The sequence below is a fragment of the Mesorhizobium sp. WSM4817 genome, assembly GCF_055811135.1.
In genome coordinates this window covers 121,243-145,902 of the sequence record NZ_JBVVQQ010000018.1, presented here as the reverse complement: position 1 = coordinate 145,902, position 24,660 = coordinate 121,243, and the positions used below count along the sequence as shown (strand labels likewise).

General features: G+C 60.9%; 26 protein-coding genes and 2 tRNA genes. 10 read left to right on the top strand and 18 right to left on the bottom strand.

Features of this window, described 5'->3' with window-relative positions:
* Positions 1-131 precede the first annotated feature (131 nt).
* The 3 genes from AC0L2K_RS23405 to AC0L2K_RS23395 all read left to right on the top strand — a co-directional run bounded on the left by AC0L2K_RS23405 (position 132) and on the right by AC0L2K_RS23395 (position 1,169).
* Positions 132-314 carry a hypothetical protein gene (locus AC0L2K_RS23405; RefSeq protein WP_287238242.1) on the top strand — a complete coding sequence of 61 codons (183 nt, stop codon included), beginning with the start codon at positions 132-134 and terminating at the stop codon, positions 312-314.
* A 204-nt stretch (positions 315-518) separates the two neighbouring features.
* The gene (locus AC0L2K_RS23400; RefSeq protein WP_473532434.1) at positions 519-845 is read left to right on the top strand and encodes a hypothetical protein; all 327 of its coding nucleotides are present in this window, start codon (positions 519-521) and stop codon (positions 843-845) included.
* Between the two features lie 81 nt (positions 846-926).
* Positions 927-1,169 (top strand): YMGG-like glycine zipper-containing protein, encoded by a 243-nt coding sequence (locus AC0L2K_RS23395; RefSeq protein WP_027153471.1) that lies wholly within the window; start codon positions 927-929, stop codon positions 1,167-1,169.
* 137 nt (positions 1,170-1,306) lie between these two features.
* Here AC0L2K_RS23395 and AC0L2K_RS23390 read toward each other — a convergent pair whose 3' ends face one another.
* The 4 genes from AC0L2K_RS23390 to xylF all read right to left on the bottom strand — a co-directional run bounded on the left by AC0L2K_RS23390 (position 1,307) and on the right by xylF (position 6,451).
* Positions 1,307-2,950, bottom strand: coding sequence for a CHASE domain-containing protein (locus AC0L2K_RS23390; protein WP_473532433.1), 1,644 nt, complete (start codon positions 2,948-2,950; stop codon positions 1,307-1,309).
* Between the two features lie 113 nt (positions 2,951-3,063).
* Complete coding sequence (locus AC0L2K_RS23385; protein WP_473532432.1) at positions 3,064-3,858, bottom strand: ATP-binding cassette domain-containing protein; 795 nt, start codon at positions 3,856-3,858, stop codon at positions 3,064-3,066.
* Between the two features lie 93 nt (positions 3,859-3,951).
* Positions 3,952-5,271 carry a sugar ABC transporter permease gene (locus AC0L2K_RS23380; protein ID WP_023797100.1) on the bottom strand — a complete coding sequence of 440 codons (1,320 nt, stop codon included), beginning with the start codon at positions 5,269-5,271 and terminating at the stop codon, positions 3,952-3,954.
* A 139-nt stretch (positions 5,272-5,410) separates the two neighbouring features.
* Positions 5,411-6,451 carry a D-xylose ABC transporter substrate-binding protein gene (gene xylF / locus AC0L2K_RS23375; protein WP_091593248.1) on the bottom strand — a complete coding sequence of 347 codons (1,041 nt, stop codon included), beginning with the start codon at positions 6,449-6,451 and terminating at the stop codon, positions 5,411-5,413.
* 264 nt (positions 6,452-6,715) lie between these two features.
* On the opposite strand from xylF, the gene AC0L2K_RS23370 reads away from it, so the two are divergent.
* Complete coding sequence (locus AC0L2K_RS23370; protein WP_473532431.1) at positions 6,716-7,963, top strand: ROK family protein; 1,248 nt, start codon at positions 6,716-6,718, stop codon at positions 7,961-7,963.
* 266 nt (positions 7,964-8,229) lie between these two features.
* On the opposite strand, the gene phoB is transcribed toward AC0L2K_RS23370, so the two are convergent.
* The 6 genes from phoB to AC0L2K_RS23340 all read right to left on the bottom strand — a co-directional run bounded on the left by phoB (position 8,230) and on the right by AC0L2K_RS23340 (position 14,625).
* The gene (gene phoB, locus AC0L2K_RS23365; RefSeq protein ID WP_031254097.1) at positions 8,230-8,919 is read right to left on the bottom strand and encodes a phosphate regulon transcriptional regulator PhoB; all 690 of its coding nucleotides are present in this window, start codon (positions 8,917-8,919) and stop codon (positions 8,230-8,232) included.
* 16 nt (positions 8,920-8,935) lie between these two features.
* A complete protein-coding gene (phoU, locus tag AC0L2K_RS23360) occupies positions 8,936-9,643 on the bottom strand; it encodes a phosphate signaling complex protein PhoU (RefSeq protein WP_023797095.1) in 708 nt (235 codons plus the stop codon).
* 35 nt (positions 9,644-9,678) lie between these two features.
* Entirely contained in the window at positions 9,679-10,494 is an 816-nt protein-coding gene (gene pstB / locus AC0L2K_RS23355; protein ID WP_091593253.1) for a phosphate ABC transporter ATP-binding protein PstB, read from the bottom strand.
* A 12-nt stretch (positions 10,495-10,506) separates the two neighbouring features.
* Complete coding sequence (gene pstA, locus AC0L2K_RS23350; protein WP_128170870.1) at positions 10,507-12,120, bottom strand: phosphate ABC transporter permease PstA; 1,614 nt, start codon at positions 12,118-12,120, stop codon at positions 10,507-10,509.
* Positions 12,113-13,501, bottom strand: coding sequence for a phosphate ABC transporter permease subunit PstC (gene pstC, locus AC0L2K_RS23345; protein WP_473532430.1), 1,389 nt, complete (start codon positions 13,499-13,501; stop codon positions 12,113-12,115). Before pstC ends, pstA begins: the two co-directional genes overlap by 8 nt.
* 119 nt (positions 13,502-13,620) lie before the next feature.
* Complete coding sequence (locus AC0L2K_RS23340; protein WP_091593258.1) at positions 13,621-14,625, bottom strand: PstS family phosphate ABC transporter substrate-binding protein; 1,005 nt, start codon at positions 14,623-14,625, stop codon at positions 13,621-13,623.
* 812 nt (positions 14,626-15,437) lie between these two features.
* Between AC0L2K_RS23340 and AC0L2K_RS23335 the strand changes: the two genes are divergently transcribed.
* The 3 genes from AC0L2K_RS23335 to AC0L2K_RS23325 all read left to right on the top strand — a co-directional run bounded on the left by AC0L2K_RS23335 (position 15,438) and on the right by AC0L2K_RS23325 (position 17,742).
* Positions 15,438-15,764, top strand: coding sequence for a hypothetical protein (locus AC0L2K_RS23335; RefSeq protein WP_473532429.1), 327 nt, complete (start codon positions 15,438-15,440; stop codon positions 15,762-15,764).
* 301 nt (positions 15,765-16,065) lie between these two features.
* On the top strand, positions 16,066-16,323 hold the full coding sequence (locus AC0L2K_RS23330; protein WP_128181848.1) for a hypothetical protein: 258 nt from the start codon (positions 16,066-16,068) through the stop codon (positions 16,321-16,323).
* Between the two features lie 534 nt (positions 16,324-16,857).
* On the top strand, positions 16,858-17,742 hold the full coding sequence (locus AC0L2K_RS23325; protein ID WP_473532428.1) for a hypothetical protein: 885 nt from the start codon (positions 16,858-16,860) through the stop codon (positions 17,740-17,742).
* Between the two features lie 464 nt (positions 17,743-18,206).
* Here the strand turns inward: AC0L2K_RS23325 and AC0L2K_RS23320 are convergent, their stop codons facing one another.
* The 3 genes from AC0L2K_RS23320 to AC0L2K_RS23310 form a co-directional block, all read right to left on the bottom strand.
* Complete coding sequence (locus AC0L2K_RS23320; RefSeq protein WP_473532427.1) at positions 18,207-19,094, bottom strand: glutathione S-transferase family protein; 888 nt, start codon at positions 19,092-19,094, stop codon at positions 18,207-18,209.
* 27 nt (positions 19,095-19,121) lie between these two features.
* Positions 19,122-19,703 (bottom strand): VOC family protein, encoded by a 582-nt coding sequence (locus AC0L2K_RS23315; protein WP_128246025.1) that lies wholly within the window; start codon positions 19,701-19,703, stop codon positions 19,122-19,124.
* 649 nt (positions 19,704-20,352) lie between these two features.
* Positions 20,353-20,532, bottom strand: a complete 180-nt coding sequence (locus AC0L2K_RS23310; protein ID WP_192356397.1) for a hypothetical protein — start codon at positions 20,530-20,532, stop codon at positions 20,353-20,355.
* Between the two features lie 324 nt (positions 20,533-20,856).
* Here AC0L2K_RS23310 and AC0L2K_RS23305 point away from each other — a divergent pair, with 324 nt between their 5' ends.
* Entirely contained in the window at positions 20,857-21,036 is a 180-nt protein-coding gene (locus AC0L2K_RS23305) for a hypothetical protein (RefSeq protein ID WP_128246133.1), read from the top strand.
* A 343-nt stretch (positions 21,037-21,379) separates the two neighbouring features.
* Here the strand turns inward: AC0L2K_RS23305 and AC0L2K_RS23300 are convergent, their stop codons facing one another.
* Positions 21,380-21,604 carry a hypothetical protein gene (locus tag AC0L2K_RS23300; protein WP_128246022.1) on the bottom strand — a complete coding sequence of 75 codons (225 nt, stop codon included), beginning with the start codon at positions 21,602-21,604 and terminating at the stop codon, positions 21,380-21,382.
* A gap of 364 nt (positions 21,605-21,968) precedes the next feature.
* On the opposite strand from AC0L2K_RS23300, the gene AC0L2K_RS23295 reads away from it, so the two are divergent.
* Positions 21,969-22,220 (top strand): hypothetical protein, encoded by a 252-nt coding sequence (locus AC0L2K_RS23295; protein WP_128181854.1) that lies wholly within the window; start codon positions 21,969-21,971, stop codon positions 22,218-22,220.
* A 604-nt stretch (positions 22,221-22,824) separates the two neighbouring features.
* Here AC0L2K_RS23295 and AC0L2K_RS23290 read toward each other — a convergent pair.
* Positions 22,825-23,145, bottom strand: a complete 321-nt coding sequence (locus tag AC0L2K_RS23290; protein WP_473532426.1) for a hypothetical protein — start codon at positions 23,143-23,145, stop codon at positions 22,825-22,827.
* Positions 23,146-23,303: 158 nt separating this feature from the next.
* Positions 23,304-23,366, bottom strand: a tRNA-Ser gene (locus AC0L2K_RS23285).
* 124 nt (positions 23,367-23,490) lie between these two features.
* On the opposite strand from AC0L2K_RS23285, the gene AC0L2K_RS23280 reads away from it, so the two are divergent.
* Complete coding sequence (locus AC0L2K_RS23280; protein WP_128246020.1) at positions 23,491-23,880, top strand: hypothetical protein; 390 nt, start codon at positions 23,491-23,493, stop codon at positions 23,878-23,880.
* A gap of 29 nt (positions 23,881-23,909) precedes the next feature.
* Here the strand turns inward: AC0L2K_RS23280 and AC0L2K_RS23275 are convergent, their stop codons facing one another.
* A complete protein-coding gene (locus AC0L2K_RS23275) occupies positions 23,910-24,182 on the bottom strand; it encodes a hypothetical protein (protein WP_128246019.1) in 273 nt (90 codons plus the stop codon).
* Between the two features lie 335 nt (positions 24,183-24,517).
* Positions 24,518-24,592: transfer RNA gene (locus AC0L2K_RS23270), tRNA-Glu, on the bottom strand.
* Positions 24,593-24,660 lie beyond the last annotated feature (68 nt).

Here is a 24,660-nt window from a genome sequence, read left to right as displayed (position 1 = left end):
GGCCAAGAGGGGTGGGGATACCGGCCGCGCCGGCTTTAACCATCTGTTCACCATAAGGTTCGATGCTGTTTTTCTCAGGCACCACTCCGCATGACGTTTTCGATCGCAGTTTGCTGCGCAGTACGGGAGAAATGGCTTTGACGGTTGCCGACATCAACAGGCTGGAACAGGCCGCACGCGTTTCGATGAGCGGGTTTCAGGACCCCGAAGCATCCGCAATGCGGTCGCCCCGTGATTCCCTGCCGATTCCCGGCCTCGCCGCAATCGGGCTAGCTGCAGTGGTCGTCCTGGCCGCCGCGTTCCAGTTGGTCTGATGCATTCGCGCAGAAGCAAGCCCCTCGGGCCTGAACCAAGGGTGTGCAGCGGTTTTGCGATAACAATTTAAAGCAAAGCGTCGGACGCAAAGCGGCCGGCGGCTCGTGCTTGCCTGATGTCGGCCTGTTCTCCATGGTCGCGCGGGCCTGTATCGCCGGAACTTTGGCGGATGTGGCCCGTTCTATGGCGGGAGGACCGTCGCCATGGAACATATCGCTGCCGTGCTGCTGGTCATCGGCTGTTCGAACACGATGACCGAGTGCCGCGAACTGCCCGTATCGGTGAGCGTTTTCGAAACCGCTCAGGAGTGCACCGCGGCGCGTCCGTTTGCCATGGGCGATGTGCAGGGTCAGGCTCCGCGCATCATTGCCAAATGCCTTTCCGTCGATCCGGCACTTGAGGATGACTACGACCGGATCGTCTGGAACGTACGCCCGGACGGCACCCTCGACGCTTCCGTGGAGATTTCCGACTTCGAGCTTGCCTCGAGCGGCGCGCGCCCCGAAAAAGATTCTCTTAGCCAACAATAAAATCGAGCAGGGCAAATCGCTTTTTCGCGTGATAAATGACGGGCGGAGTTACAAGTGAGGACAAAGGCGAGGAGTGACCCTATGCGGAAGATGATTATTGCCATGGTTGCCGCAATCGCGGTCAGCGGTTGCAGCACCACCGAGCAGGATGTCGGCGTCGGCGCCGGTGTCGGCGCTCTGGCCGGCGGCCTGATTGACGGCGGCAAGGGTGCGCTGGTGGGCGCAGCCATCGGTGCCGGTACCGGCCTGCTGGTGCGCAACCTGCGCAATGGCTATTGCCAGTACCGCGACAACCGTGGCCGTCTGTTTACGGCGCGCTGCTGATCCGTTTCAAACGCAGGAGGCATTGGACGCGGAGACCGGACGGGCCGGTCTCTCTTTACTTGGTCGCTGTATTGGGACGCTGTATTTGGGGCGCTACATTTGGGCGCCTTCGAAATCGGTCGGTTTGCGGCAGTGTTTCAGTCCGACAGCGGGATCCTGATTTCCACGCTTAGCCCGCTATCGTGAAAATCGCGATTGATCGTACCGCGCAATTCGCGCGTCACGTTCAGATCGATCAGCTTGGTGCCAAAACCTGTTTTGACCGGTGGCTCGAGCTTCTTCTTGCCGGCTTCGCGCCAATTGAGAACCAGCGTTCGGTCGCTCCTGTGGCCTTCGACCGACCAGTCGACCTTGAGCGACCAGTCGCCGTTCCTGGTAATGGCCGAATTGCCGGTTTCGCCATATTTTAGCGCGTTCGTCGCCAGTTCGTGAAAGGTCAGGCCGAGCGCTTGCGTCGTCGTCTCGTCGAGCAACACCTCTGGCCCCGACAATATCCCGTCAGGAAGCTCCTTGCCGAACACCTGGCCAAGCTCGATGCGCAAGAGATCGCCAAGATCGGCCTTCTGCCAGCGCGAGCGCGTCAGCATGTCCTGAGAAGCCGCCATCGCTTGCAGCCGAGCCGAAAAAGAGGACGAGAACTCGTGGACGTCGGTGGCGTGCGACGCCGTCTGGCGCGCAATCGCCAGCACCCGTGTGATCGAGTTCTTGATGCGGTGCTTCATCTCCTGCAGCATCAGGTCTTTTTCGAGCAGGCTTTTTTCCGTCGTCTCATGAAGCAGCGAGACCGCGTCATAGGCCCGCTCCTGATAGCGGGCCACCAGCGCGATGGTTCCCGCGAGCAGCAGGCCGAACAGGCCGAGCATCACCGGAATGGCGCGCGAGGACGGTTGCGAGAAGGCGCTTGTCGGCCTGAACAGGACGGTCCATGGACGCCCGGCGATGGTGAGTTCGCGAGAAACCAGCAACCTGTCGCCGAAGCTCGACGCCGGCGGCGTTTCCGACTGGAACAAAAGATGGTCGGCATCCACCCTGCCGTCATAGATTTCGATGTTGACCGGCAGCAGCGGCGTCCGGCTGAGCGCGGTCTGGAACAGGTCGCGGGCGCGGAACGCCGCATAAAGCAAGCCTGTTGTCGAGGATCTGGACGCATCGATGCCGTCCGCCGCGGTTTCGATGTTGAGCCGCACGAAGACCAGGAAGCCGGTGAAGGTCTGCGCAGCACCTGTTTCCTGGCCTAGCTGCACGCGCCCGCTCGCGTGCTGCTGGTTGTCGGCCATCGCCCTTTCGATCGCCTCGCGCCGCACCGGTTCAGTGAACATGTCGTAGCCGATGCCGGATTGATTGGAAGGGTCCAGCGGCTCGAACAGCGTGATGGGCGCACGCCATGGCAGCGTCGTCGTGGCCGGATAGATCGCATCGCTGACGCCATAGTCGTGCAGGATAGCACGCTCGACCGCTGCCTCGTCGCCGGTTCTCAACAGCCGGAGAAAGCCGATGCCGCGCAGGCCGGCGAAATTGTCGTTGATACCCAGCGCATCGAAGAACGCCTTGAACTCGCCCCGCGAAATGTCACCATTGCGAGCCTCGAACAGCGCATGTGTCGATCGCAGCAGTGACAGATGCAGGTCGATGCGGCTATCGATCCGGTTGAGGGCGTCGTCCGCCGTCGCCTCGAATTTGATGCGCGCCGCTTCCTGGGTGGCGAAATAGGCGAATCCCGCCATTGTCAGGCTGATCAGCGCGACGGCGATGAAAGCGACGATCGGGAAGAACTTCTTCAAGCTGCGGCTGCGACCCATGGTTCCCCATCTTATGGGCAAGTCCCCGTGGCAACACAATGGCGCGGCCAAACCATCATGACGGCTGGCATATCACGTGACAGGTATTTGACGCTTCAGGCGGCGATCTTCAGCGCGCCTGGCCCCGGTATGGCGCCTGGCGGACACTTGCCCAGAATGATCATGCCGAGCACCTCGTCCTGGGTCACGTCGCCGGTGCGCGCCGTGCCAACGACCCGACCATTCTTCATGACGCAGACGCGGTCGGCAAGCTCGAACACATCGTGGATGTCATGGCTGATCAGGAAGATGCCGATGCCGTCGGCCTTGAGCTGCATGACCAGTTCGCCGACCTGCGCCGTTTCCTGCGGTCCCAGCGCCGCCGTCGGCTCATCCATGATCAGGATGCGGGCGTTGAACAGGATGGCGCGCGCGATCGCCACCGACTGCCGCTGGCCGCCCGAAAGCTTGACCACCGGCTCCTTGAATCGCTGGAAGCGGGGATTGAGCCTGCCCATCACGTTGCGCGCCTCGGCCTCCATGGCGCCATCGTCGAGCGTGCCCCAGCCGGTCATCAGCTCGCGGCCGAGGAACAGGTTGGCGGCGGCGTCGACATTGTCGGCGAGCGCCAGCGTCTGGTAGATCGTCTCGATGCCGTATTTCTTGGCGTCGCGCGGATTGGCGATCGAAGCCTCCTCGCCATTGACGAAGATTTGGCCCGAATCGCGCTTGTAGGCGCCGGACAGGATCTTGATCAGCGTCGACTTTCCCGCACCGTTGTGGCCGAGCAGCGCCACGACCTCGCCCGGGAAAAGGTCGATCGACGCATCGTCGACGGCGCGAATGCCGCCGAAGGCAATCGAGATGTTGCGCATGTCGATCAGTGGCGTGGGAGCAGTCGTGTCAGCCATGATCGTTCCTTTCCATGGTTTTGCCGAGCATGATGCTGGACCGAAACGGATGTCCACTTTTCGCTGACGCGGACCTTCGGCTCGGGATCATGCTCAGACCCGCTTGCGGTAGACTGTGTCGAGCCAGACGGCGACGACCAGCACGGCGCCGACGACGACGCTCTGAAGCGGCGAATCGATGCCGAGCAACACCATGCCGGACTGCAGCGACTGCATCAGAAGCGCGCCCAGCATGGCGCCGAGCACCGTGCCGGAGCCGCCGGCCAGCGACGTGCCGCCGATGACGGCTGCTGCGATGACCAAGAGTTCGTCCAGCGTGCCCAGCGCATTGGTCGCCGCATTGAGGCGGGCCGAAGCAATTGCCGCGCTGATCGCGGCCAGAACGCCCATGATCATGAACACTTTCATGGTCACCCAGCGCGTGTTGATGCCGGCGAGTTCCGCCGCTTCCGGGTTGCCGCCGATGGCAAAGACGTAGCGGCCGAAACGGGTGCGCCGGGTGATGAAGGTCATGACGATGCCGACTGCGACCGCGATCAGCACCGGTATGGCGATGCCATGGGCGATGAACAGCCCGCCTTCGGGGATGGTGATGCCGTTCCGCTGGGCGTATTGGCGCACGATGCCGATCGGCCAGGGATAGGAATTGGCGATCCAGACGGCGCCGAGGATGGCGGCGCAGGCGACAACACCAAGCAGGCTCTCCGCCCAGACCGGGCGCAACGGAAACTTGAAGCGCTTGCGCTGCGACCGGCCGTTGAGCAGCATCAAGGCGACGGCCACACAGGCGAGAATGCCGACGATCCAGCTCGCGGTCGCCCCGATCGAGCCACGCGGCCCGCCACCCATGAGTTGGAAGGTGGCATCGAGCGGCGCGACGGTGCGCCCGCTCGTCATCAGCCACGCCATGCCGCGCCAGATCAGCAGGCCGCCCAGCGTCACGATGAAGGCCGGAACCTCGAGATAGGCGATGATGAAGCCCTGAAGCGCGCCGATCATGAGGCCGAGCACCACGCCGGCAGCCAGTGCGATGACCCATATCCAGGGATTTCCAAGCTGGAATCCCATGACGCGGATGAGGAATTCTGCCTGCGCAACGCCCATCACCATGCCGATGACGCCTTCGACGGAGCCGACCGAAAGATCGATGTTGCGCATCACGATGACCAGCACCATGCCGGTCGCCATGATCGCGACCGAGGAAGTCTGCACCGACAGGTTCCAGAGATTGCGCGGCGTGAGGAAAAGCCCACCCGACAGGATGTGGATTCCAACCCAGATGATCAGCAGCGCGCCGACCATGCCGAGCATGCGTATGTCGAGCTCGGTTGCCTTGAGGAAGCGGCCGAAGGGGCTGAGCTCGGATTCACGCGCCCGGTCAGCAACCGGCGTGTTGGAAATCGTGTCGGTCATGATGTCCTCCCACCGTTGCCGTCTGCCGCGGATGCCGGAAGCAGCTTAGAAATTACCCGCGAGACGCGGAAAAACAACTCTTTTGAAAAAACGCCGCGGCGTGAAGCCGCGGCGTTTCAAGTTTTTTGGCGAAGGCGGATCAGTTGCAGACCGGGACGGTGCCCGCCGCCACGCCGGCGCAGACCTCTTCCTGCTTGATCCAGCCGGCGTCGATGACGACGTTGAGATTGTCCCTGGTGATGGCAATCGGCGTCAGGAACAGCGACTTGACGACATTGCCGCCCGGCGTGGTGAAATCCTTGACACCGGCAATGTCTGTCATCGGCTTGCCGTCGGCCAGCTGCGAGGCGATCTCGGCGGCGTTCTTGCCGAGCTCGCGCGCGTCTTTCCACACCGATACGGTCTGTGTGCCGAGCGCGATACGGTTCAGCGCGGCATGGTCGCCGTCCTGGCCCGAAACCGGGACGGATCCGGCCAGGCCTTGCGCCGTCAGCGCCGCGACGACGCCACCGGCGGTGCCGTCATTGGCGGCAACCACCGCATCGACCTTGTTGTCGTTGGCGGTCAGGAACTGTTCCATGTTCTTCTGGGCGTTGGCGGGAAGCCAGCCGTCCGTATAAGCCTCGCCGACATTCTTGATCTTGCCGCTGTCGATGGCATCCTTGAGCACTTCCATGGAGCCGGCGAACAGGAAATCGGCATTAGGGTCGGCGCCCGAGCCCTTGATGAAGACGTAATTGCCTTCCGGCGCCACCTTGAACACTTCGCGGGCCTGCATGCGGCCGACTTCCTGGTTGTCGAAGGTCAGATAGAAGACGTCCTTGTTCTCGATCAGCCGGTCATAGCCGACGACCGGAATGCCTTCGTCCAGCGCCTTCTGCACCGCCGGACCGATGGCCGAGGCATCCTGCGCAAGGATAATCAGCGCGTTGGCGCCCTGCGAGATCAGGCTTTCGACGTCGGTCAGCTGCTTGCCGGGATTGGACTGTGCGTCAGCGGAGATATATTTATCGCCGGCGGCCTCGATCGCCGCCTTCATGGCGGCTTCGTCGGTCTTCCAACGCTCTTCCTGGAAGTTCGACCACGAAACGCCAATGACCTTGTCCTTGGCCTGCGCGGCCGACGCGAGCGTCAGCGACATGGCGACCCCCGCCAGAATGGCGGCTGCGAATCTCTTCATGATATTCCTCCCTGCGCCGCGTAGGGCGCGACCAACTGGCCCGAAGGCCGGCACAAAGGCTCTATTTTTTTCGAGCCTCGAAAAAATACTGGTCCAAGGCCGAAGCACTGTCAACACATTTCTGATGGATTTTGACGTCCTGTCGAGATTTTTTCGAGGCTCGGAATAAATAATGACAGCCCCTTTTGCTTCTGCCAGTATTTGTCCGACATACCGACGGCTTCCGATTCATGAGCGGCCGCGGCAATGAGGAGGAAACAAAAAATGTCGGTGGGAATCCGTCATGACGATCTGCGCCGGCGCAACCGGGCGATGGTGATTTCGGCCGTGCGCCGGGCAGGCCAGCCGTCGCGGACCGAGATCGCCGCGACCACCGGCCTCAGCCATTCGACCATATCGGCGATCTCTGCCGACCTGATCCAGGAAGGCATCCTGGCCGAGAGCAAGGCGAGCGAGACGGTTTCGCTGAAACGCGGCCGGCCGCAGGTCGGCCTCAGCCTCAATCCGCAAGCCGCTGCGGTGTTGGCCGTCGTGTTGTCGCTGAATTTCCTGTCGGTCGCCGTCATCGATTATGCCGGACAAGTGGTCGCCGAGGAACAGCGCCGGCTGGACACGCTGACCATGTCGCGTGACGCGCTGATCGACGAATGTGTCGCCATCGTCCGGCGCCGGCTCGAAGATCCCGACCTCGATGTCCAAAGCGTCGCCCGCATCGCGCTGGCGATCCAGGGCATCACCGATTCCCACGCGCGCGCCATGTTGTGGTCGCCGATCACGCCGCAGACGAACATCGCCTTCGCCGACATTCTGGAACGCGAGTTCGGCATCCCGGCCATCATGGAGAACGACTGCAACATGATGGCCGTGGCGCTGCGCTGGCGCCACCCGGATCGCTACCGCGACGATTTCATCGCCATCCTGCTCTCGCACGGCATCGGTATGGGGCTGGTGCTGAAGGGCGAGCTGTTCACCGGCACCCACTCCTCAGGCGGCGAATTCGGCCACATGATCCATCGGCCGGGCGGCGCGCTTTGCCGCTGCGGGCGGCGCGGCTGCGTCGAGGCTTATGCCGGCAACTACGCCATCTGGCGCAACGCAAGGCTGTTGAGCGAGAACGCCGAGCCGGTCGCCGATGTCAGCGACGCCGACATGCGGGCCTTGGCGGCCCGGGCGCGCGAGATGGACGGACCGGAGCGCGAAGCCTACCGCAAGGCCGGCGAGGCGCTCGGCTTCGGGCTCGGCAGCCTGTTTGCGCTGATCGATCCGGCGCCGGTGGCCATGGTCGGCGCCAGCGCTGCCGCCTTCGACCTGATCGAGCCGGCCCTGCGCGAGGCCATCGCCCAGACCGCCGGCGGCCAGCATTCGGGTTCGATTTCCTTCGACACCGAGCCGAACGAGCTGCCGCTGATACGCGAAGGCTGCGCCATGCGGGCGCTAAGCTTCGTCGATCAGGAGATTTTCGCGCCGAGCATCCAGGCACGAGCCGGCTCGGTCGGAAAGAACGTGGCTTGAAGGATTCCCGGGTCGCGACTTGGGGTGTGTTGAGATTCAGGTCAGGCCGAGTCGAGAATGGTGGGTTCCGAGAACCGGAGCGGAGCGTACTTTTGGGTACGTGAGCCCGCGCATGACCCCGAAATCGAGATCGATTTCGGAAAGGTCGTGCGCAAAATCAAAGTTCTACAGCGTCCTTTGCGTGCCCAACAGGGTGCGCGGCGCTGTAGGTAAGCGCAGGTATCAGCCGTTCGCAGGCCGGCATCACCTGAATATCAGCACATCCCCTAGTCTTCCCTGATCGCATAGCCCGCGCCGCGGATGGTGCGGATGACATCGGGCATGCGACCATTGTTGACCGCCTTGCGCAACCGGCCGACATGGACGTCCACCGTGCGCTCGTCGATGTAGATCGTCTCGCCCCAGACATTGTCGAGCAACTGGCTGCGCGAGAAGACCCGGCCCGGGTGGCGCATCATGAATTCGAGCAGCCGGAATTCGGTCGGCCCGAGCCGGATCTCGCTCTTCTTGCGATAGACCCTGTGCGATTCACGATCGAGCATGATGTCGCCGACCTTGAGCACGCTGGACAGCACTTCGGGCTTGGCGCGGCGCAGCAGCGCCTTGACCCTGGCCATGAATTCCGGTGTCGAGAACGGCTTGACCAGATAGTCGTCGGCTCCGGTCGAAAGGCCGCGCACCCGGTCGCTCTCCTCGCCGCGCGCGGTCAGCATGATGATCGGCAGCCGCTCGGTTTCGGGGCGCACCCGAAGGCGCCGGCAAAGCTCGATGCCGGAAACCGCCGGCACCATCCAGTCGAGCACCAAAAGATCGGGCACGTTTTCCTGCAGCCGGATTTCGGCCTCGTCGCCGCGCGTCACCACCTCGACCTGATAGCCTTCGGATTCAAGATTGTAACGGAGGAGGACGCCCAGCGGCTCTTCATCCTCCACCACCATGATGCGCGGCGCGATCATCGGCCGGTTACTCCTGTCATGTCGCCGGCGCCGACATCGTCGTTTCGTCGAGCTTCGGGCGGTCCGCCGGCAATTGCTGCCCGGTCACGACAAAGTAGGCGTTTTCGGCGATGTTGGTGACGTGATCGCCGATACGCTCGAGATTCTTGGCGCAGAACAGAAGGTGCGTGCACGCGGTGATGTTGCGCGGATCCTCCATCATGTAGGTCAGGAGCTCGCGAAAAACCGCCGTGTATTTCACGTCGATCTTCTGGTCGTCGGCGCGCAGTTCCTTCAACGCGCCGGCATCGCGCGACACATAGTGCTCGACCACGCCGCGCAGCTGCACAAGAACGAGGTCCGCCATCGCGTCGATACCGTGCGACAGATTACGCGGCGTCGCGCTCTGCCCGACTGCGCTGACCCGCTTGGCTATGTTCTTGGCCAGATCGCCGATGCGCTCGAGATCGCCCGCCATGCGGATTGCGCCAACCACGGCGCGCAGATCCTGCGCCATCGGCTGCCGCTTGGCGATCAGCGTGATGGCGCTGTCATCGAGTTCGCGCTGCCGCGCATCCATGATGGCGTCGTCCGAGACGACGCGCTGCGCCATCGCATTGTCCGACGCAAGCAGCGCGCGGATCGAGGCCGCTACCATTGCGGCGGCGAGCTCGTCCATGTCGCGGATCAGCCTGTCGATGTGCTCCAGTTCCTCGTCGAAAGATGCGACGGTGTGTTCACCCATGGTGCTGTCCTCGTGTTCGAAATTCGCCGGACCGCTCAGCCGAACCGGCCGGTGATGTAGTCCTGGGTGCGCTTGTCGTCGGGGTTGGTGAACATCTTGTCGGTCGCGCCCTCCTCGACCAGATACCCGAGATGGAACATCGCCGTGCGTTGCGACACGCGCGCCGCCTGCTGCATCGAATGGGTGACGATGACGATCGTATAATTCTGGCGCAGTTCGTCGATCAGTTCCTCGACGCGGGCGGTGGCGATTGGATCGAGCGCCGAACAGGGCTCGTCCATCAGGATCACTTCCGGCGACACGGCGATGGCGCGCGCAATGCACAGACGCTGCTGCTGTCCGCCGGACAGACCGGTTCCCGACTCGAGTAGGCGATCCTTGACCTCGTTAAACAGGCCGGCCTTCTTCAGGCTCGATTCGACGATGCCGTCCAACTCGGCCTTGGTCCTGGCCAGGCCGTGAATGCGCGGACCATAGGCGACGTTTTCGTAGATCGACTTCGGAAACGGGTTCGGCTTCTGGAATACCATGCCGACGCGAGCTCGCAGCTCGACGACATCGATTTTCGGATCGTAGACGTCCTCGCCGTCGAGCGTGATCTTGCCGCTCACCCGCGCGATATCGATGGTGTCGTTCATTCGGTTCAGGCAACGCAGGAACGTCGACTTGCCGCAGCCCGATGGCCCGATCAACGCCGTCACCTGATGCTCGCGGACATCGAGATCGACGTCGAACAGAGCTCGCTTCTCGCCGTAGTGAACAGAGACCTTTTCGCCCTTCATCTTGATCGAAGGGGCGTTGGTTGCGCTGCTCAGTTTCTGCTCGACGCCGGCTTCCGTCATGATGTTCATATCCTCTACTCCTTACCAGCGCCGCTCGAAGCGCCTGCGCAGTATCACCGCGATGGCATTCATGATGACCAAAAACACCAGCAAAATCAAAATCGCCGCCGAAGTCTTCTGCTGGAACCCCGCTTCCGGGAAATCCGCCCACATGAAAATCTGCACCGGCAGGATCGTCGCGGGATCGGTGAAGCCGCCGGGAATGTCGACGATGAAGGCGACCATGCCGATCATCAGCAACGGCGCGGTTTCGCCGAGCGCATGCGCCATTCCGAGGATGGTGCCGGTCATGATGCCCGGCATCGCCAGTGGCAGGACGTGATGGAATACGGTCTGGACCTTGGACGCTCCGATGCCAAGCGCCGCCTCGCGGATCGAAGGCGGCACGGCGCGCAGCGAAGCGCGCGAGGCGATAATGATGATCGGCAGGGTCATCAGCGCCAGCACCATGCCGCCGACCACCGGGGCTGAGCGCGGCATGCCGAAGAAATTCAGGAATACGGCAAGTCCAAGCAGGCCGAAGACGATCGAAGGCACCGCCGCCAGATTGTTGATATTCACTTCGATCATCGTCGTCAGCCGGTTCTTGGGCGCAAATTCCTCAAGATAGATCGCCGCTGAAACGCCGATCGGGAAGGCGATTGCGAGGGTTACGATCATGGTCAGGAACGATCCGACGACCGCGCCCCAGACACCAGCCAATTCCGGCTCGCGGCTTGCGCCGGTGAAGAAGAAGATCGAGTTGAACCGGCTTTCGATCAGGCCGGCGCTCTTCAGCGTGTCGAGCCAGACGATCACCTTGTCCGAAATCTTTCGCGATGCTTCCGGCGTCTCGATGACGCGCAGGAATGCCTGGCCGCTCGCGGCGGGCGCCGTGCTGTCCAGCGCCTCGATCACCGTGCCTTTTGCGATCACCGTGCCGTTGGCCGCAGACGACAGCGAGGTCAGCTTGACCGTGCCGCCATTGAACGCGACCAGCAGCGACGACGCGCCGCTCGTCAGCGTAAACATGCCGTTTTCGCCCTCGGTCGCACCATGGCCGCGCGCCAGCGCCAGCATGGCATCGTCGCCGAAGGTCAGATCGATGTCGCCGCTGGTTTCCGAAGGCGTGACGCTTGTCGAAATCGCTTCGTCCGAACCGACGTCGGCAAGCAAACCCTTGAGATAGAGGTCGGCAAAATCGTCAAGTGGAACCGCATAGTCCACCGTTCCTCCGAGCATCCCCGGATCAGCCGCAATATCCTTGCGCAGGAACACGCCTGTGCCGGTGGAAATCAGCCCGCGCAGAAGGCGCTTGTCCTGGCGGCTCTTCACATCCGGAAATTTTGCCGTAAGCGCTTCCTGAGCGATGGCGTCGTAGTTCACTTCGTCGAGTTTCGCCGGGTCGACCTTGGCCGCTGAAAGATCGATCGGCAGCGTCACATAGTTCTGCCGCAGCGCCGGAATCGCCTGCGTGACGATCGTCGACAGGAGCAGCACAAGGAACAAGCCGGCCAACGCGACAGCTGCAGCGCCAAGCCATTTGAACCATTTTTCCGTGCGGTAGCGGCCCTTCAGCCGCGCCTTCGCGGCATCGTCGGTATGAACGCTGACCGGCCGTCCGACGGCGCCGAATGACGAGATCGCATCAGTCATATTGCTCTCGGTATTTCTGGACGACGCGCAAAGCCACGATGTTGAGGGTAAGCGTGATGCAGAACAGCACCAGGCCGAGTGCGAAGGCTGCAAGCGTCTTGGCGCTGTCGAACTCCTGATCGCCCACAAGCAGTGTCACGATCTGCACGGTCACGGTGGTGACCGCTTCGAGCGGGTTTGCCGTGAGGTTTGCCGCCAGCCCCGCCGCCATGACCACGATCATCGTTTCGCCGATTGCGCGGCTGACGGCAAGCAGCATCGCCGAAACGATGCCCGGAAGGGCAGCGGGAAGGACCACCTTGCGGATGGTTTCCGACTTGGTCGCGCCGAGGCCGGCAGAACCGTCTCTCAGGGATTGCGGAACGGCGTTGATCACATCGTCGGAAAGCGAGGAAACGAAGGGAATGATCATGATACCCATGACCACGCCTGCGGCGAGCGCGGATTCAGACGCGACGTTGAGGCCCAGGCTTTCGCCGATACCGCGGAAGTAGGGCGCAACCGTCAGCGCGGCGAAGAAGCCGTAGACGACGGTCGGAATGCCGGCGAGGATTTCCAGAACCGGCTTTGCGACCGCGCGGACGCTTTTGGAGGCGTAATCCGAAAGGTAGATCGCAGCCATCAGCCCGATAGGCGCAGCCACCAGCATGGCGATGAAGGTGATGAGCAACGTGCCGGCAAAGAGCGGCACCATGCCAAAAATGTCCTCGTTGACCGCCCCGGCCTCCGCTCCCGCGCCGGTGAAGGCGCTCTGCGGCGACCAATGCGTGCCGAACAGGAACTTGTAGAACGGCACCTGTTGGAAGAACCGCAGCGACTCGAAGATCAGCGACAGGACGATGCCGATCGTCGTCAGGATCGCGACCACCGAACAGGCGATCAAGAAAGCGCGAAGAACGCGCTCGACCACGTGGCGCGCCCGGTAGGCCTGTGCGATGCGTGAATAGGCCCAGTAAAATCCGGACGCGGAAAGCACGAGTGCGACGGTCCAGATGATCCAGGTGCTGGTCGCATGGACCGATTTGTAGAGGGCGGCGGCCGCCTCTTTCGTCGGATCGGCAAAGCCGACAAGCCCGCCAAAGGCCATCGCGCGAGCGTCGCGGATGAAAGCTTCGACCTGCGGGACGCCCATTCCCGACAACTCGGAGGAGAAGCGGTCGGTAACGATCGACGATTCAATTCCTGGCGTTACCAGCGACCACAACACGATCGCAAGCAGCGCGGGACCGGCGGCAAAAAGCGCCAGAAACATGCCATGCTGGCCAGGCAGCGAATGCAGTCGCGCGACGTCGCCATTGACACTGGCAATGGCGCGGGTCCGGCCGATCCAATAGGCCGCCGCGGCCAGAACCACCAGAAGAACAACGAGATAACCGACCATGATTCGGGACGTCCCCTCGACCGCCGGTCATTCACCGGCTCAAAGCACGGGACCTATGGTCCCGCGCTTTGTGCTTTAGGATATGAGGGGTCAGAGCGGTAGGCTCGGACCCCGAAACATCAGGAGCCCATGCCCTTCAGGGCCTTGGCGTTTTCGGCCGACTTGGCGCGCTCGGCGTCCGGCAGCGGGATCAGGCCCTTGTCGGCCAGATAACCATCAGGACCCCATGCAGCATCCGAGGTGTACTCGGCGATGAACTCCTGCATGCCGGGGATGACACCGACATGCTCTTTTTTGGCATAGACAAAGAGCGAGCGGGAAACGCCGTAATCGCCGGATGCGATGTTCTCGAAAGTCGGCTCGACGCCATCGACCTTGTGGCCCTGCAGCTTGTCGGCGTTCTGGTCAAGGAACGAGAAGCCAAAGACGCCGAAGGCATTGGGGTTGGCTTCCAGCTTCTGGACGATCAGATTGTCGTTTTCGCCGGCCTCGACAAAAGCGCCGTCTTCGCGGATCTCGCCGCAGCCCTTTTCATTAGCCGCCTTCACTTCTTCCTGGCAGGCCGCATCCATGACGAGCTCGACGAATGCATCGCGCGTGCCGGAAGTCGGCGGCGGGCCAAGCACCTCGATCTTTGTCGCGGGAAGCGATGCATCGACATCCGACCAGTTCTTGTAGGGGTTGGGGACGACCTTGCCGTCAACAGCGACGTTCTTGGCGAGCGCCTTGAAAACCTGTTCCTTGGTCAGATCGACGACAGTCCCTGCCTTCGAGTTGGCCAGTACGATGCCGTCGAAGCCGACCTTGATCTCGACCGGCGTCACGCCGTTTGCCTTGCAGGTTTTAAGCTCGCTATCCTTGATGGCGCGCGAGGCATTGGTGAAGTCGGCGGTATTTTCGCCGACGCCCTGGCAAAACAGCTTCATGCCGCCGCCGGTGCCAGTCGACTCGACGACCGGGGTCTTGATCTTTCCGCTCTGGCCGAGCTTTTCAGCGACAGCCGTCGTGAAGGGGAACACTGTGGACGAACCGACGATTTGAATCTGGTCGCGCGCGGCGGCATAACCAGCCGACGCGGCGAGCGCAAGCGCCGCGGCCGACGCCGTAAGGAGGAATTTCTTCATGTGGCCTGCTCCTGTTCGGAAAAATGGTCTCTGGGCGCCATTCCTTCGGCGCCCGCTGAGGCCATAGCCCCCGATTATTACAGTCACATGACAGTTTGATGTCAGCCCGGTAACCGCCGCACAGCCCTGTCAAAAGGAAGGGCCGCGGGTCTTGCCGGTACAGCCGTGGTTTGCCGCTGGAATCAGCAGCTTGCGCGAATTGCGGCCGGCATTTGCCTGGACGGGCGAACAATTGGCGCCGAAAAAGAAAATCCGGGCGGGAGCGCGTTGCATGCGGCCAAGGAGGTCACGGCCGTGCCATCGCCGAAGCAGGTCCGTTGGGGTAAATCTGACCCTGCTTCTTGCCGGCGGTCGCTGCTCCCGCCCGTAACTGGAGGAGCGGAACTCGAATGCGCTTATTGTTCCAACCGGACGCATGCTTTGGTATGGTGCGATCGCACCATAGTCTTGTCGCAAAGCGTCGCCGAATCGGCTGGACCCGATAGGCCGACGTGGCTATCCCGCGCTGGATTTCCCCGTCCGCGGACCTTTTCGAGCAAGGCGCCCCTTGGCTAATGGGCTTAGGGCTGATGGGCTTGGGCAGGCAATCGTCCATGCCCGACCCCCAATCGCGCCAAAGTCGCGCCAGGGACGCTGCGGCACTTTGATTTTTGCGCATGATCCCCAGCGAAATCGATTCCGATTCTCCGGGTCATGCGCTAGCCTTGCCCGCAGTGTATTCCGACGGTTGTCGGTAGAACCGAAGCCGCGTTATAGATCCCGCAAGGGTGTTGCCGATGTTGCGACGGATCCTGCCTTTTTTCGTGTGCCCGATGCTGCTGCTAGGGGGCGGCTGCTCGCGCAGCTACGACGGCACCGTCGTCATTCCAAGGCCGCTCGATGTCCGGCGGTTCTGGGACCGGCCGCCGCAGCAGGCGCAAGCCGAACGGCCTCAGTTGCTGCAGACCGATATCTTTCCTGCGGCGCCCGAAACGCCTGAAACAGCGGCGGCCCGCAAAATCGACACCTCCGCGGCGCCGAGAAGGAAAATCGCCAGGATTGCCAAACAGCCGCCGACGCCGTCATCCGAGCCGGCGAAACCGCTCACCTGCAGGAACGTCAGCCAACCCGGAAAACGGGTCCGCATGGTCTGCGAATAGCCAGCCGGCCGCCTTGAAAACGTTGCTGCGCAGCTGCCGCAGCGGTTCGGTCAGACGCGCAGGCCGAGAGCATGAGCCGACCTGGTGGGTTTCGGCTGCCTGATCGGCGTTACCGCCAGCCGCGTTGAACCTTATCCGGCCTTCGACGTTAAACAGCCATTGCAGCGCCGCGCGTCGCTTTGGACGCACAACACACGCTGTAGCGTTTTGATTTGGCGCATGGTCCTTTCCGAACCGAAGGCAGCGGAGCGGAGATCGATCCCGATCCCTGGGCGCTGGATGGTCAAAGGAGACCGAACACATGTCGATCCACTTCACTGTCTCGGACGTGACCAGAAATCTGTTTCACTTGCCCGGAAATCTGCTTCACTCGCCCAGAAGTCTGTTTCACTCGCTGAGAATGGACCATGAGCGCGCGCCGAGACCTCTCAGTCCTGAGCAACGTCTTTTGCTGGAATGCTATCTGGCCGGTCAGATTCCGGAATCGGCCTGGAGCGACTACGTCTTCGAGACGCCGGAATTGGCACGCCATGTCAATGCGAGACGCGGGCAATACTGATATCTGGTGAACCGGTCTGATCGCTCGAGGTGACGCCACCGAACAACGCTTGGCTGAATCGGCGGCCCGATCAGCGTGCCGCTGCGCTTGAAGCCGCGGCTTCCCGACGACAATAGCCCTCGAGACAAAAAGGCCGGCACATGGCTGACCTTTCCTTCCACCTCGACCGCGCCAGTACATCCGTGGTCACGGGTTGGAGGTGAATTGCCGACCAGTAGATAGGGATTTGGTTAACGAATCCTTAACCGACGGGAACCGCTCGTCGACGCGTCGTGGCCAATCTGATTTGCGTCTTCGTGATCAGTGCAGAAAGTCGTCTTTAAATGCGGCACATATTATTAATCGTTGTACACCAACGTGTTAGCGTATGAGGCATATCGAAGATGCATATCGCGCAAAAGCATGCCCTCGGGCCTGACCCGAGGCTGCGCAGCGTTTTTGCGATAACGACATGCATAAAAACAAGAACTTAAAGCGCGTCGCATTGGATCCGTTCAGCCGCAACGCGCTTTAGCCTATTCTGGAAGTCGACTTATGGCCGTGCTTGGCGCTCTCCCTCCTGGCGTTCACTGTCGACCAATTCGCGAAGCAGATTGGCAAGGAGTGGTCGACTGCCTGCGCCGGGGGTTTCCGAAGCGTGACCGGAGTTACTGGATACAGGCGCTGACCCGTTTGTCGCAGCGGCCTCCCGTCGCCGAGTTCCCACAATACGGCTTGGCCTTGGAGAAGGCCGATCGGATCGTCGGCGTTGTGCTGACCCTTTATACCCGTTATCCCGGGCAGGAAGGCGACGAAGTCCGCTGCAACCTTTCAAGCTGGTCCGTCGATGCAGAATTCCGTCCCTATGGCGCCAAATTGGTCACGACGATTCTCAAGCGAAGGGACGTGACCTACACCAATATTTCGCCGGCGCCAGCAACGTTGAAAGCCAACTGGGCGCTCGGTTTTCGGCCCTTCACCACCGGACAATTTGCCTTCTTGCCGGCTTTTAGTTCGGCGCAGCGGTCATGTCGCGTGCTTGAAGCTCGTCCCGATCTTGCGGAAATGGCGATGCTGTCCGACAGCGAGAGATACATACTCTCGGAACACTCAGCACTTGGCTGCCGGTCATTGATTTGCATTTGCGACGGAGCAGCGTTTCCTTTCGTATTGATGCCGCGCCGGATATTGCGCGGTCTTATCCCATCCTATCAGATCGTCTATTGCCGCTCCCTCGCGGATTTGAGCCGGTGCGCCGGTGCCATCGGGCGCTTTCTCTTGCGAAGCGGCATCCTGCTTTGCGTCGTCGACGCCAGGGAGCCGATTGGAGGTCTGTTCGGGTGGTACCGCGCCAACAGCGGGCTGAAATATTTTAGGGGTCCCAGACCACCCTCGCTTGGAGATCTGTCGTTCACCGAGCTTGTAATGTTCGGTCCCTGAACGACAAGCGCAGCATCAGTCATGCCGCACCGCTTTGCAGCTGAAATGGCAAAAGCGAACCCCCGCCTCTCGGGGCGAGGGTTCCTTTTTGAAAACGACGATCTGCTACTGAACAGGGGCTGTCTGAGCTGGCGGGGTTGCGGGTGCCGGCGTCATCGTGTCGGCTGGAGGTGGCGGCAATTGGCCAGCGGTCGTCGCCTGCGTTCCCCCCGATTGAGTTTGGTCACACGCCGCCAGGGCAGCAAGCGCCAGGCCGAACGCGGCGAATAAGGGTAGTTTGCGGGTCATATATAGTCCTTCCATGGACGCCACCCGCGCTGGCCCCATCATCGGGATCGATGCCCGCAGGTCAACCGTCGCTCCTTCGTCGACGCTTCAAACATTCTTACGTCCGGTAAAAGGCGGCGGGCCCTCGGGCTCGGTTTAGATCGGCCTGGGCAAGCAAAACCGTGAGAGTGAAAGCCTCACGCCCCGGCCTGCGACTTCACATGGGCGATATAGCCGCGCACGTCGGCCGCCGGCTCGGCATAGGCCTTGCCGAGCTTCTTTTCGATCGCCGTCATGTACTCCTTCGCCCATTGGGGCAGCGCGTAGTCGATGGCGGCCAGGAATTCGAGCGTCGCCGCCAGGCGGATGTCGGCGATCGACGGGTTCTTGCCGCCGATGAACGGCTTGCCGTTCCTGAAGAAGCTGTGAAAGACCTCCAGCGGCTCGGCTATCGCTGCTATAGCGGCCTTCTGGGCTTCCGCCTTCTTGTCGGGATGAGCGTCGCTGTGGCCGACCTCGCCGGCATATTGCGGGAAATTCAGCGCAGGATAGGTGGCGCGCGCCACATAGGGGTAGAGCGTGCCGATCAGATAGAACATGGCGCTGTCGATCATCGCCCGCTTGGCCGGCGCCTTGGGATATAATTTCTCCAGCCCGTGCTTGTTGGCGAGATACTGCATGATGGCGCAGCTTTCCCACAACACGCCCCTGGGCAGGCCCTTGTCCTCGATCATCGGCGTCAGATGGGCCGGGTTTCGCGCCATATACTCGGGCGAGCGCGTGTGGCCCCATACGTCGGTCTCGGAATGGTCGAGCCCGGCCGCGCGCGCAAACACCCGTACGCTCATATTGTTGACGCTCGGCTTCAGCATGCTGAGCATCAGTGCAGACTTCTTTCCTGATTTCGCCTTGGTCTTCCGCGCCGATTTCGCGGACGCCTTGTCTGCAGGTTTTGCGGCGGCTTTCGTTGCCGACTTGGCGGAAGCGCCTGACGCCTTGGCCGCAGGCTTTGTCGCCTTGGCAGCTGGTTTCGTAGCGGCCTTGGCGGCCGGCTTCTTCGCACTTTTCGTGGTCGTCTTTGCCATTGTGTTCCTCCCTTTTTTGGCCTGTCGTCAGTATGGATTTTTCGGCGCGCGGTCTTCCGATAAGGTCGCACGGGAGCGCTCGACCAGCGCCTGGATCGCGTCGGCGAGATGCACTTCGGCGATTGCGTAGTCGCCGCGCGCGACGCGAAGCTTGTGCGCCTGCATCAGCACGTCGGCATGGGTGAAGCCCGCCGGCGGCTCGAAACGGTAGGAAGCGAGCTCGATCAGCAGGCCGAGCGGATCCTCGAAATAGATCGAATCCATAAAACCGCGATCCTTGACGCCGCTGTGCTTGATGGCGCGCTCGTCGAGCCGGGCGACCGCCTGCAGGAAGGTGACCCGCGACACCGCAAACGCGATGTGATGGACGCAGCCCAGATCGGTCGGCGTACGCCGTTTGACCGGCGTGCGGCTCTCGTCGGTGAAGATGGTGATCAGCCGGCCGTCGCCCGGATCGAAATAGAGGTGGCTTTCGCTGGCCTTGTCGAGATTGGGCTGCTCGAAGATGAAAGGCATGCCAAGCACGCCTTCCCAGAAATCGATCGAGGTCTGGCGCCCGGCGCCGACCAGCGTGATGTGATGGACGCCTTGCGATTGCAGTTTTTGCATTTGGCCCTCCTCCCATGATCTCCGCGTCCCCGGGAAGAGCGTCGATCTATTCGCTGGGCGACAGATTCGTCCCCGGCGGCGTTCTGCGCAGCGCCCTAGACCCTCGGCCCATGGTTACATGACGCGATGCTAATTCAATTGAGGGCGCCGCGCCAGAAGCGGCGACGCCGGCCGTGACCGACTTCGATACCCGTATACGCAAATGTTTTCGAGACTTGGTACGCCCAAGGCGAATCGAACCCTGTCCCGCCGTGAGAGGGGCCGACACTCTTTCCGAGTTTTTCCCGGTATCCAAAAGCCATGCAATATCACATACTTGGTGATAATCGAACCAAAGCGAACTACGGCAAACTCGGACGGATATTTGGTTCATATTTGTTCCGAGTTGTGTTGGAGGGCGAAGTGCCGAAAACCGTAAAAGATGCGAAACTGGACAATCCAACCGCGCGAAAAGCTCTCGCAGTAGGCAAGCGGCCTCACTGGAAGACACCGTTCCCGAAAGGCTCCATTTAGGCTACCGCCGTAAGTCTAGGGACGCAGCCGGCGTCTGGAAGACCTTCGCCATGCCTCGCTGGTACGAACTTCTTGCACAAATGGCTGAGCAGCGGCCTGCCTGAGAGAACATCTGCCTGCACAAAAGGTAGCATCGTCAGCTCCAGATGAACGTGAGGAAGAAGAAACCGGCAATAGCAATTACCGAAATGACATTGGGCCACCATACGGCATCGTGGGCCGGTTTGGCTGGCTTGTACCTGTGCCCCGTGCGGGGCAGCAGGTCCGGATCGTAGCGCATGTGGCGCTTAGGGTCGTATTTGATTAGCCGTTTCATCTTCCTGCACCCCATATTGCGACACATAGGATGGCGGCGGGTGCTCGGGATCGGCATGATATAGCACCTCGCCAAAGAGGATGCCGCTGGTGTGGTTGTTGGTCCTAATCCGGGTCATGAAGTCCGCGCCATCCGTTGAGCAAGTTCTAGCGGCCCGGCAGCCCTTTAGGGGTGACCATCAGCCGGCCGCCGGGCCTTGACCACCAGCGAGCTGAAGAGGAGGCGCTGTGCTGGCTGACCAAAAACTTGCGCTCAAAGGCAACGGAAAAGCATCATTCGAACGAACACTGCCCCCGGAAGCTTCTTCCAGCCGATGGAGGCACCATGAAACGCAAGCCCAGCAAAACCAGATTCACCAAACTGCTCTCCGCCGACACCACATGGATGTCGGCCGATCCGCTGATCGGACTGCTCGAACTGGAGACCGACAGCGGCACGATTGAGCTGGCCATGAATAGGATCGTGGCCGAGCGACTTCTTTCTGCTGTCGTTGAATTTCTCTAGGCCGGCGAGGGAGATGACGCGCCAACGTTTGCTGTCGAGCGTTCGCAGTGACGGCAAAGCACTCGGCAGCCGGTCATTCTTGAGCCAGCTTCAAACGACTATATCAGCGGAGGCTTTCTTCGATGACCATAGCGGTTGAGATAGCGACGCCCCTGGGTCCGAACTTCCTTGTGGCTTCCAAGATGCCGAGCGTAGCTCCAGCAAACAATCTGCCGTCGTTTGATGTTGATGGATCGTTTGCCGCCGACAGCAGATATTCATCAACGTCGTTGTAAAGCTCATTGGGAGCCGGCATTTCAGTTGAACAAGCTGATCAACCGTTGCCCTAGTTCGGCTCTCCCTCTCAAAAAAACCAGAAGTATGCCATGTAGCGAGCGAAGCCGTAGAGGGCCAGCACCATTTGAGCCAACCAAATTGCGATGGTGGCTGCCGCGGCTACCACCAATGCGGCCGGCCAATCGTTCCACATCGACGCTATAGCCAGGACGATCGCAAAATCCAAAATTGACCACAGGATAATGCCTGCCCAAAAGCTGCGGCTCTCAGATGACTGAAACCTTGTGGCCATGATTGCTGTGCCCCTCGCATGATGGTCATCGTGGAGCAACGTCTAGTGACTCGCAAGCTTCGCCCCGCAAGGGCGCGAAAGCCCTAAGCGGTGCTGCCGCGTCCAGACGCGCCGGCAATGGCGGATGACCTCATTCCAAAGCTGAAATGCGCCAAGTGCGGCGGCAAGAAAGTCGGGCTGATCTACACGCCCGACACCATCCCGAATGCGTACGGCAAGGCAAAGGACGGGCGATGACCGGCAGCAAGACACGATCTCAATTTGGTGCACCGCGCGAGCGCTTGGCGTGTGGGTCCTTGGAACGGAGTCGCATCATCGGCGTTACCGGCCAGCCAAACGCTGCCAACGATATGGAGGAACGGGCGTGATCGAGTTGACCGAGAGGGAAAAGCGCTTTCTCAAGCGCGTTGACACCATCACTCACGTTCCCTGGTCGAACAAAGTCACAGCCGCAGATGCCAAAGGCAAGCCCATGCGTATCGCAAGGGCAACGTTTGCCCGATTAAGAGACGACGGTATCATCATCCGATCTACAAGCGACCTGACCTCGAACACCTACGTCATTAATCCTGCACCCGTGACGCCACAAGTCGAGGAAGTGCAGGAAGCGTCCTGATCGGGCGGGATTAACAAACCCGCAAAGCCGGAGGCCTTGCAGGATCGCCCTGATCTTAGCGCCCGATGATCGCGATGTCGTTGTCGCGCATCGCGTCCAGGATCCGCTTGTGCCGGTGCTCTCGCGCCTTCTCGCACCCTCGCTAAGGCATCGCGCGGCCCGCTGCCTCCGGTGGTGGCGGGCTTTTTTTGCTGGGGCGGTCAGTTCGGCGCGATTAACGTTCTCTGCGATTTCCAAAACTGAGTGTCGATCGCGTCTTTAGTAGCCGCCACCGCCAGTACCGCCGGCACTGCCACTACTGCTCCCGCTCGATGTAGACGCGGTTGGGGGTGGAGCGTCGCCGCGTGGTGCTGTCATGCAGGCAGTCAAAAGTAATACCGAAAACAGGATGAAAAGGCGCATATCGATAACCTCCTTTGGTAGGGTGTTCTCTATCGACAACGTCTCAGGTCCATCATTATTCCGCGAAGTCTGATCGGAATGCCCGCTGCCTCACGGTGGCGGGCTTTTCACCAGGCAGGAAATTCTTTTTAAACCCATTGCCACGGGTCAGCAGCATTCGAGTTCCGAGAGGCCGGGGCCCGAAGAAGCCTTACTGAACGAGTTAATTTTTGACTATGGTCATCAAGCAGACCAGTGAAATAATTCCAGCGATCGCGGCTTGAGCGCGCCCAACCTGGATGATCATCTCCTCCGTCCAGCCTGCCTCTTTGAAACCCCTGAAATGGTCCTCGAATTTGGCCCGACCGTAGCGGGTAAAAAAGACCATGATGACCAGGAGTATCGTGCAAACCACGCTTGAGTCAGAAGGCTCGTCATGATTCCGGAGGACAAAGGTAAACACCACGCCGGCCGAAAAGCAGGCTATCGAAAAGAAAAAACCGATATCCTGTGGCCATCTTCTGTTGGCGGGTCGGGTTGTCATCGGCGCGCTCGCGCTTCCTCATCCATGTCGCGTGGACCTGCCGATAGTCGCAGGAAACCTTTGGAAAGCAACGAATCCGTTCAGGGAAATTTGCGGGGGTTTTATTCGTTGGATATTCGATGAAATCAGGCCGGAGAGGTTTAAGTGCTTGATATTGCTGGTACGCCCAAGGGGAATCGAACCCCTGTTACCGCCGTGAAAGGGCAGAAAACCACTACCGTTCATGCCTAATGCCGAACGCTCGCAAGGCGCTGCAGCAGTCTGCAATTTCTTTGAACGGCATTTGCGGATTTGAAGGCGGATTTGCTTTAGCCTCGCAGGAGCGGTCTCAAAGGAACCGTCCATATGCAACGTACTTTCCGGGGAACCTTGGCGACAATGTTGATTGCCTGTGGTGTCGCAGACGCTGCCGGCTACGCGCAGGCGCAAAATCTGCTCACCATCACCGCACCAGTCTCCGGTCAGACTGTTGATGGGACGCTCTCCTTTTCCGGGACGGCTTTCGTCAACAGTATTACACGGCGCGGTACTATTCGCGGACAGACCAACACTGGGGTCGAATGCCGAGGCACGACCACTGCCAATCTTACCTTCTCGCGTGGAGAAGGAACGATGGTTTGCGGGCAACTCTCAACCCGATTCGTGTTCTCGCTGACCAGCAGACAACCCCCGGTTGGCACAGGAACGGGAACCCTTTCCGACGGGCGCAAAGTGGTGTTGAGAATAGGACAATGACCGCAAAACGACTGGCACGAATTGATGTCCTACTCGCGGCGCACGTGGCTTTCACACCGTTTGGCCCAGTTGCCAGAACCGGTCTTGTCGCGCCATTTCCGGTTATTGGCGGGACGGACCATCAGCAGACATTTAGCACCAGGATTGGTGCTGTTGTCGAGGACGGGACCTGCAGAGCCCCGAGCCTTGAGCGAATCGTGAAAACCTGGACGAGAACTGGTCGCCGCATGGTCGTATTGCGACTTTGCCGGCAGCTTGTCGGGCGAATGCTGGTGCCGCTTGCAGTGAGTTTCGTTCACCATAGGTCATCAATACGCAGCGGGTACGAAAGCCGTTGGGCTGCGAGGTCGAGTTCGACGCTCATGCAGACGCACTGAGTTTTCGACGCTGCATTGATGGAGAGCTGCATGGAGGCCTTAGCGGTTCGCACGCCTCCGCCTCCCCATCCACAGCCGGATTGATGTGAGAGGATTTTGCACCCCCCGGCAATGGGGCGAGGATCCGCCTTCGACTCCTGCACCAAACATTGGGCTCGTCTGGGCCGGACTAGGCACATCAATAGCCTGCGGCAGCGGTGCATTTCGGGTCACTTATCGGGACCGCAGATCTCGAATTATCATTAAGTCGTTGAAATCCTTGGTACGCCCAAGGGGAATCGAACCCCTGTTCCCGCCGTGAGAGGGCGGTGTCCTGACCGCTAGACGATGGGCGCGTTCAAGAACCGGCGATATAGGCTGACGGCCGGGAAAAAGCAACTGGGCTTCTGGCAGCAATGATGTC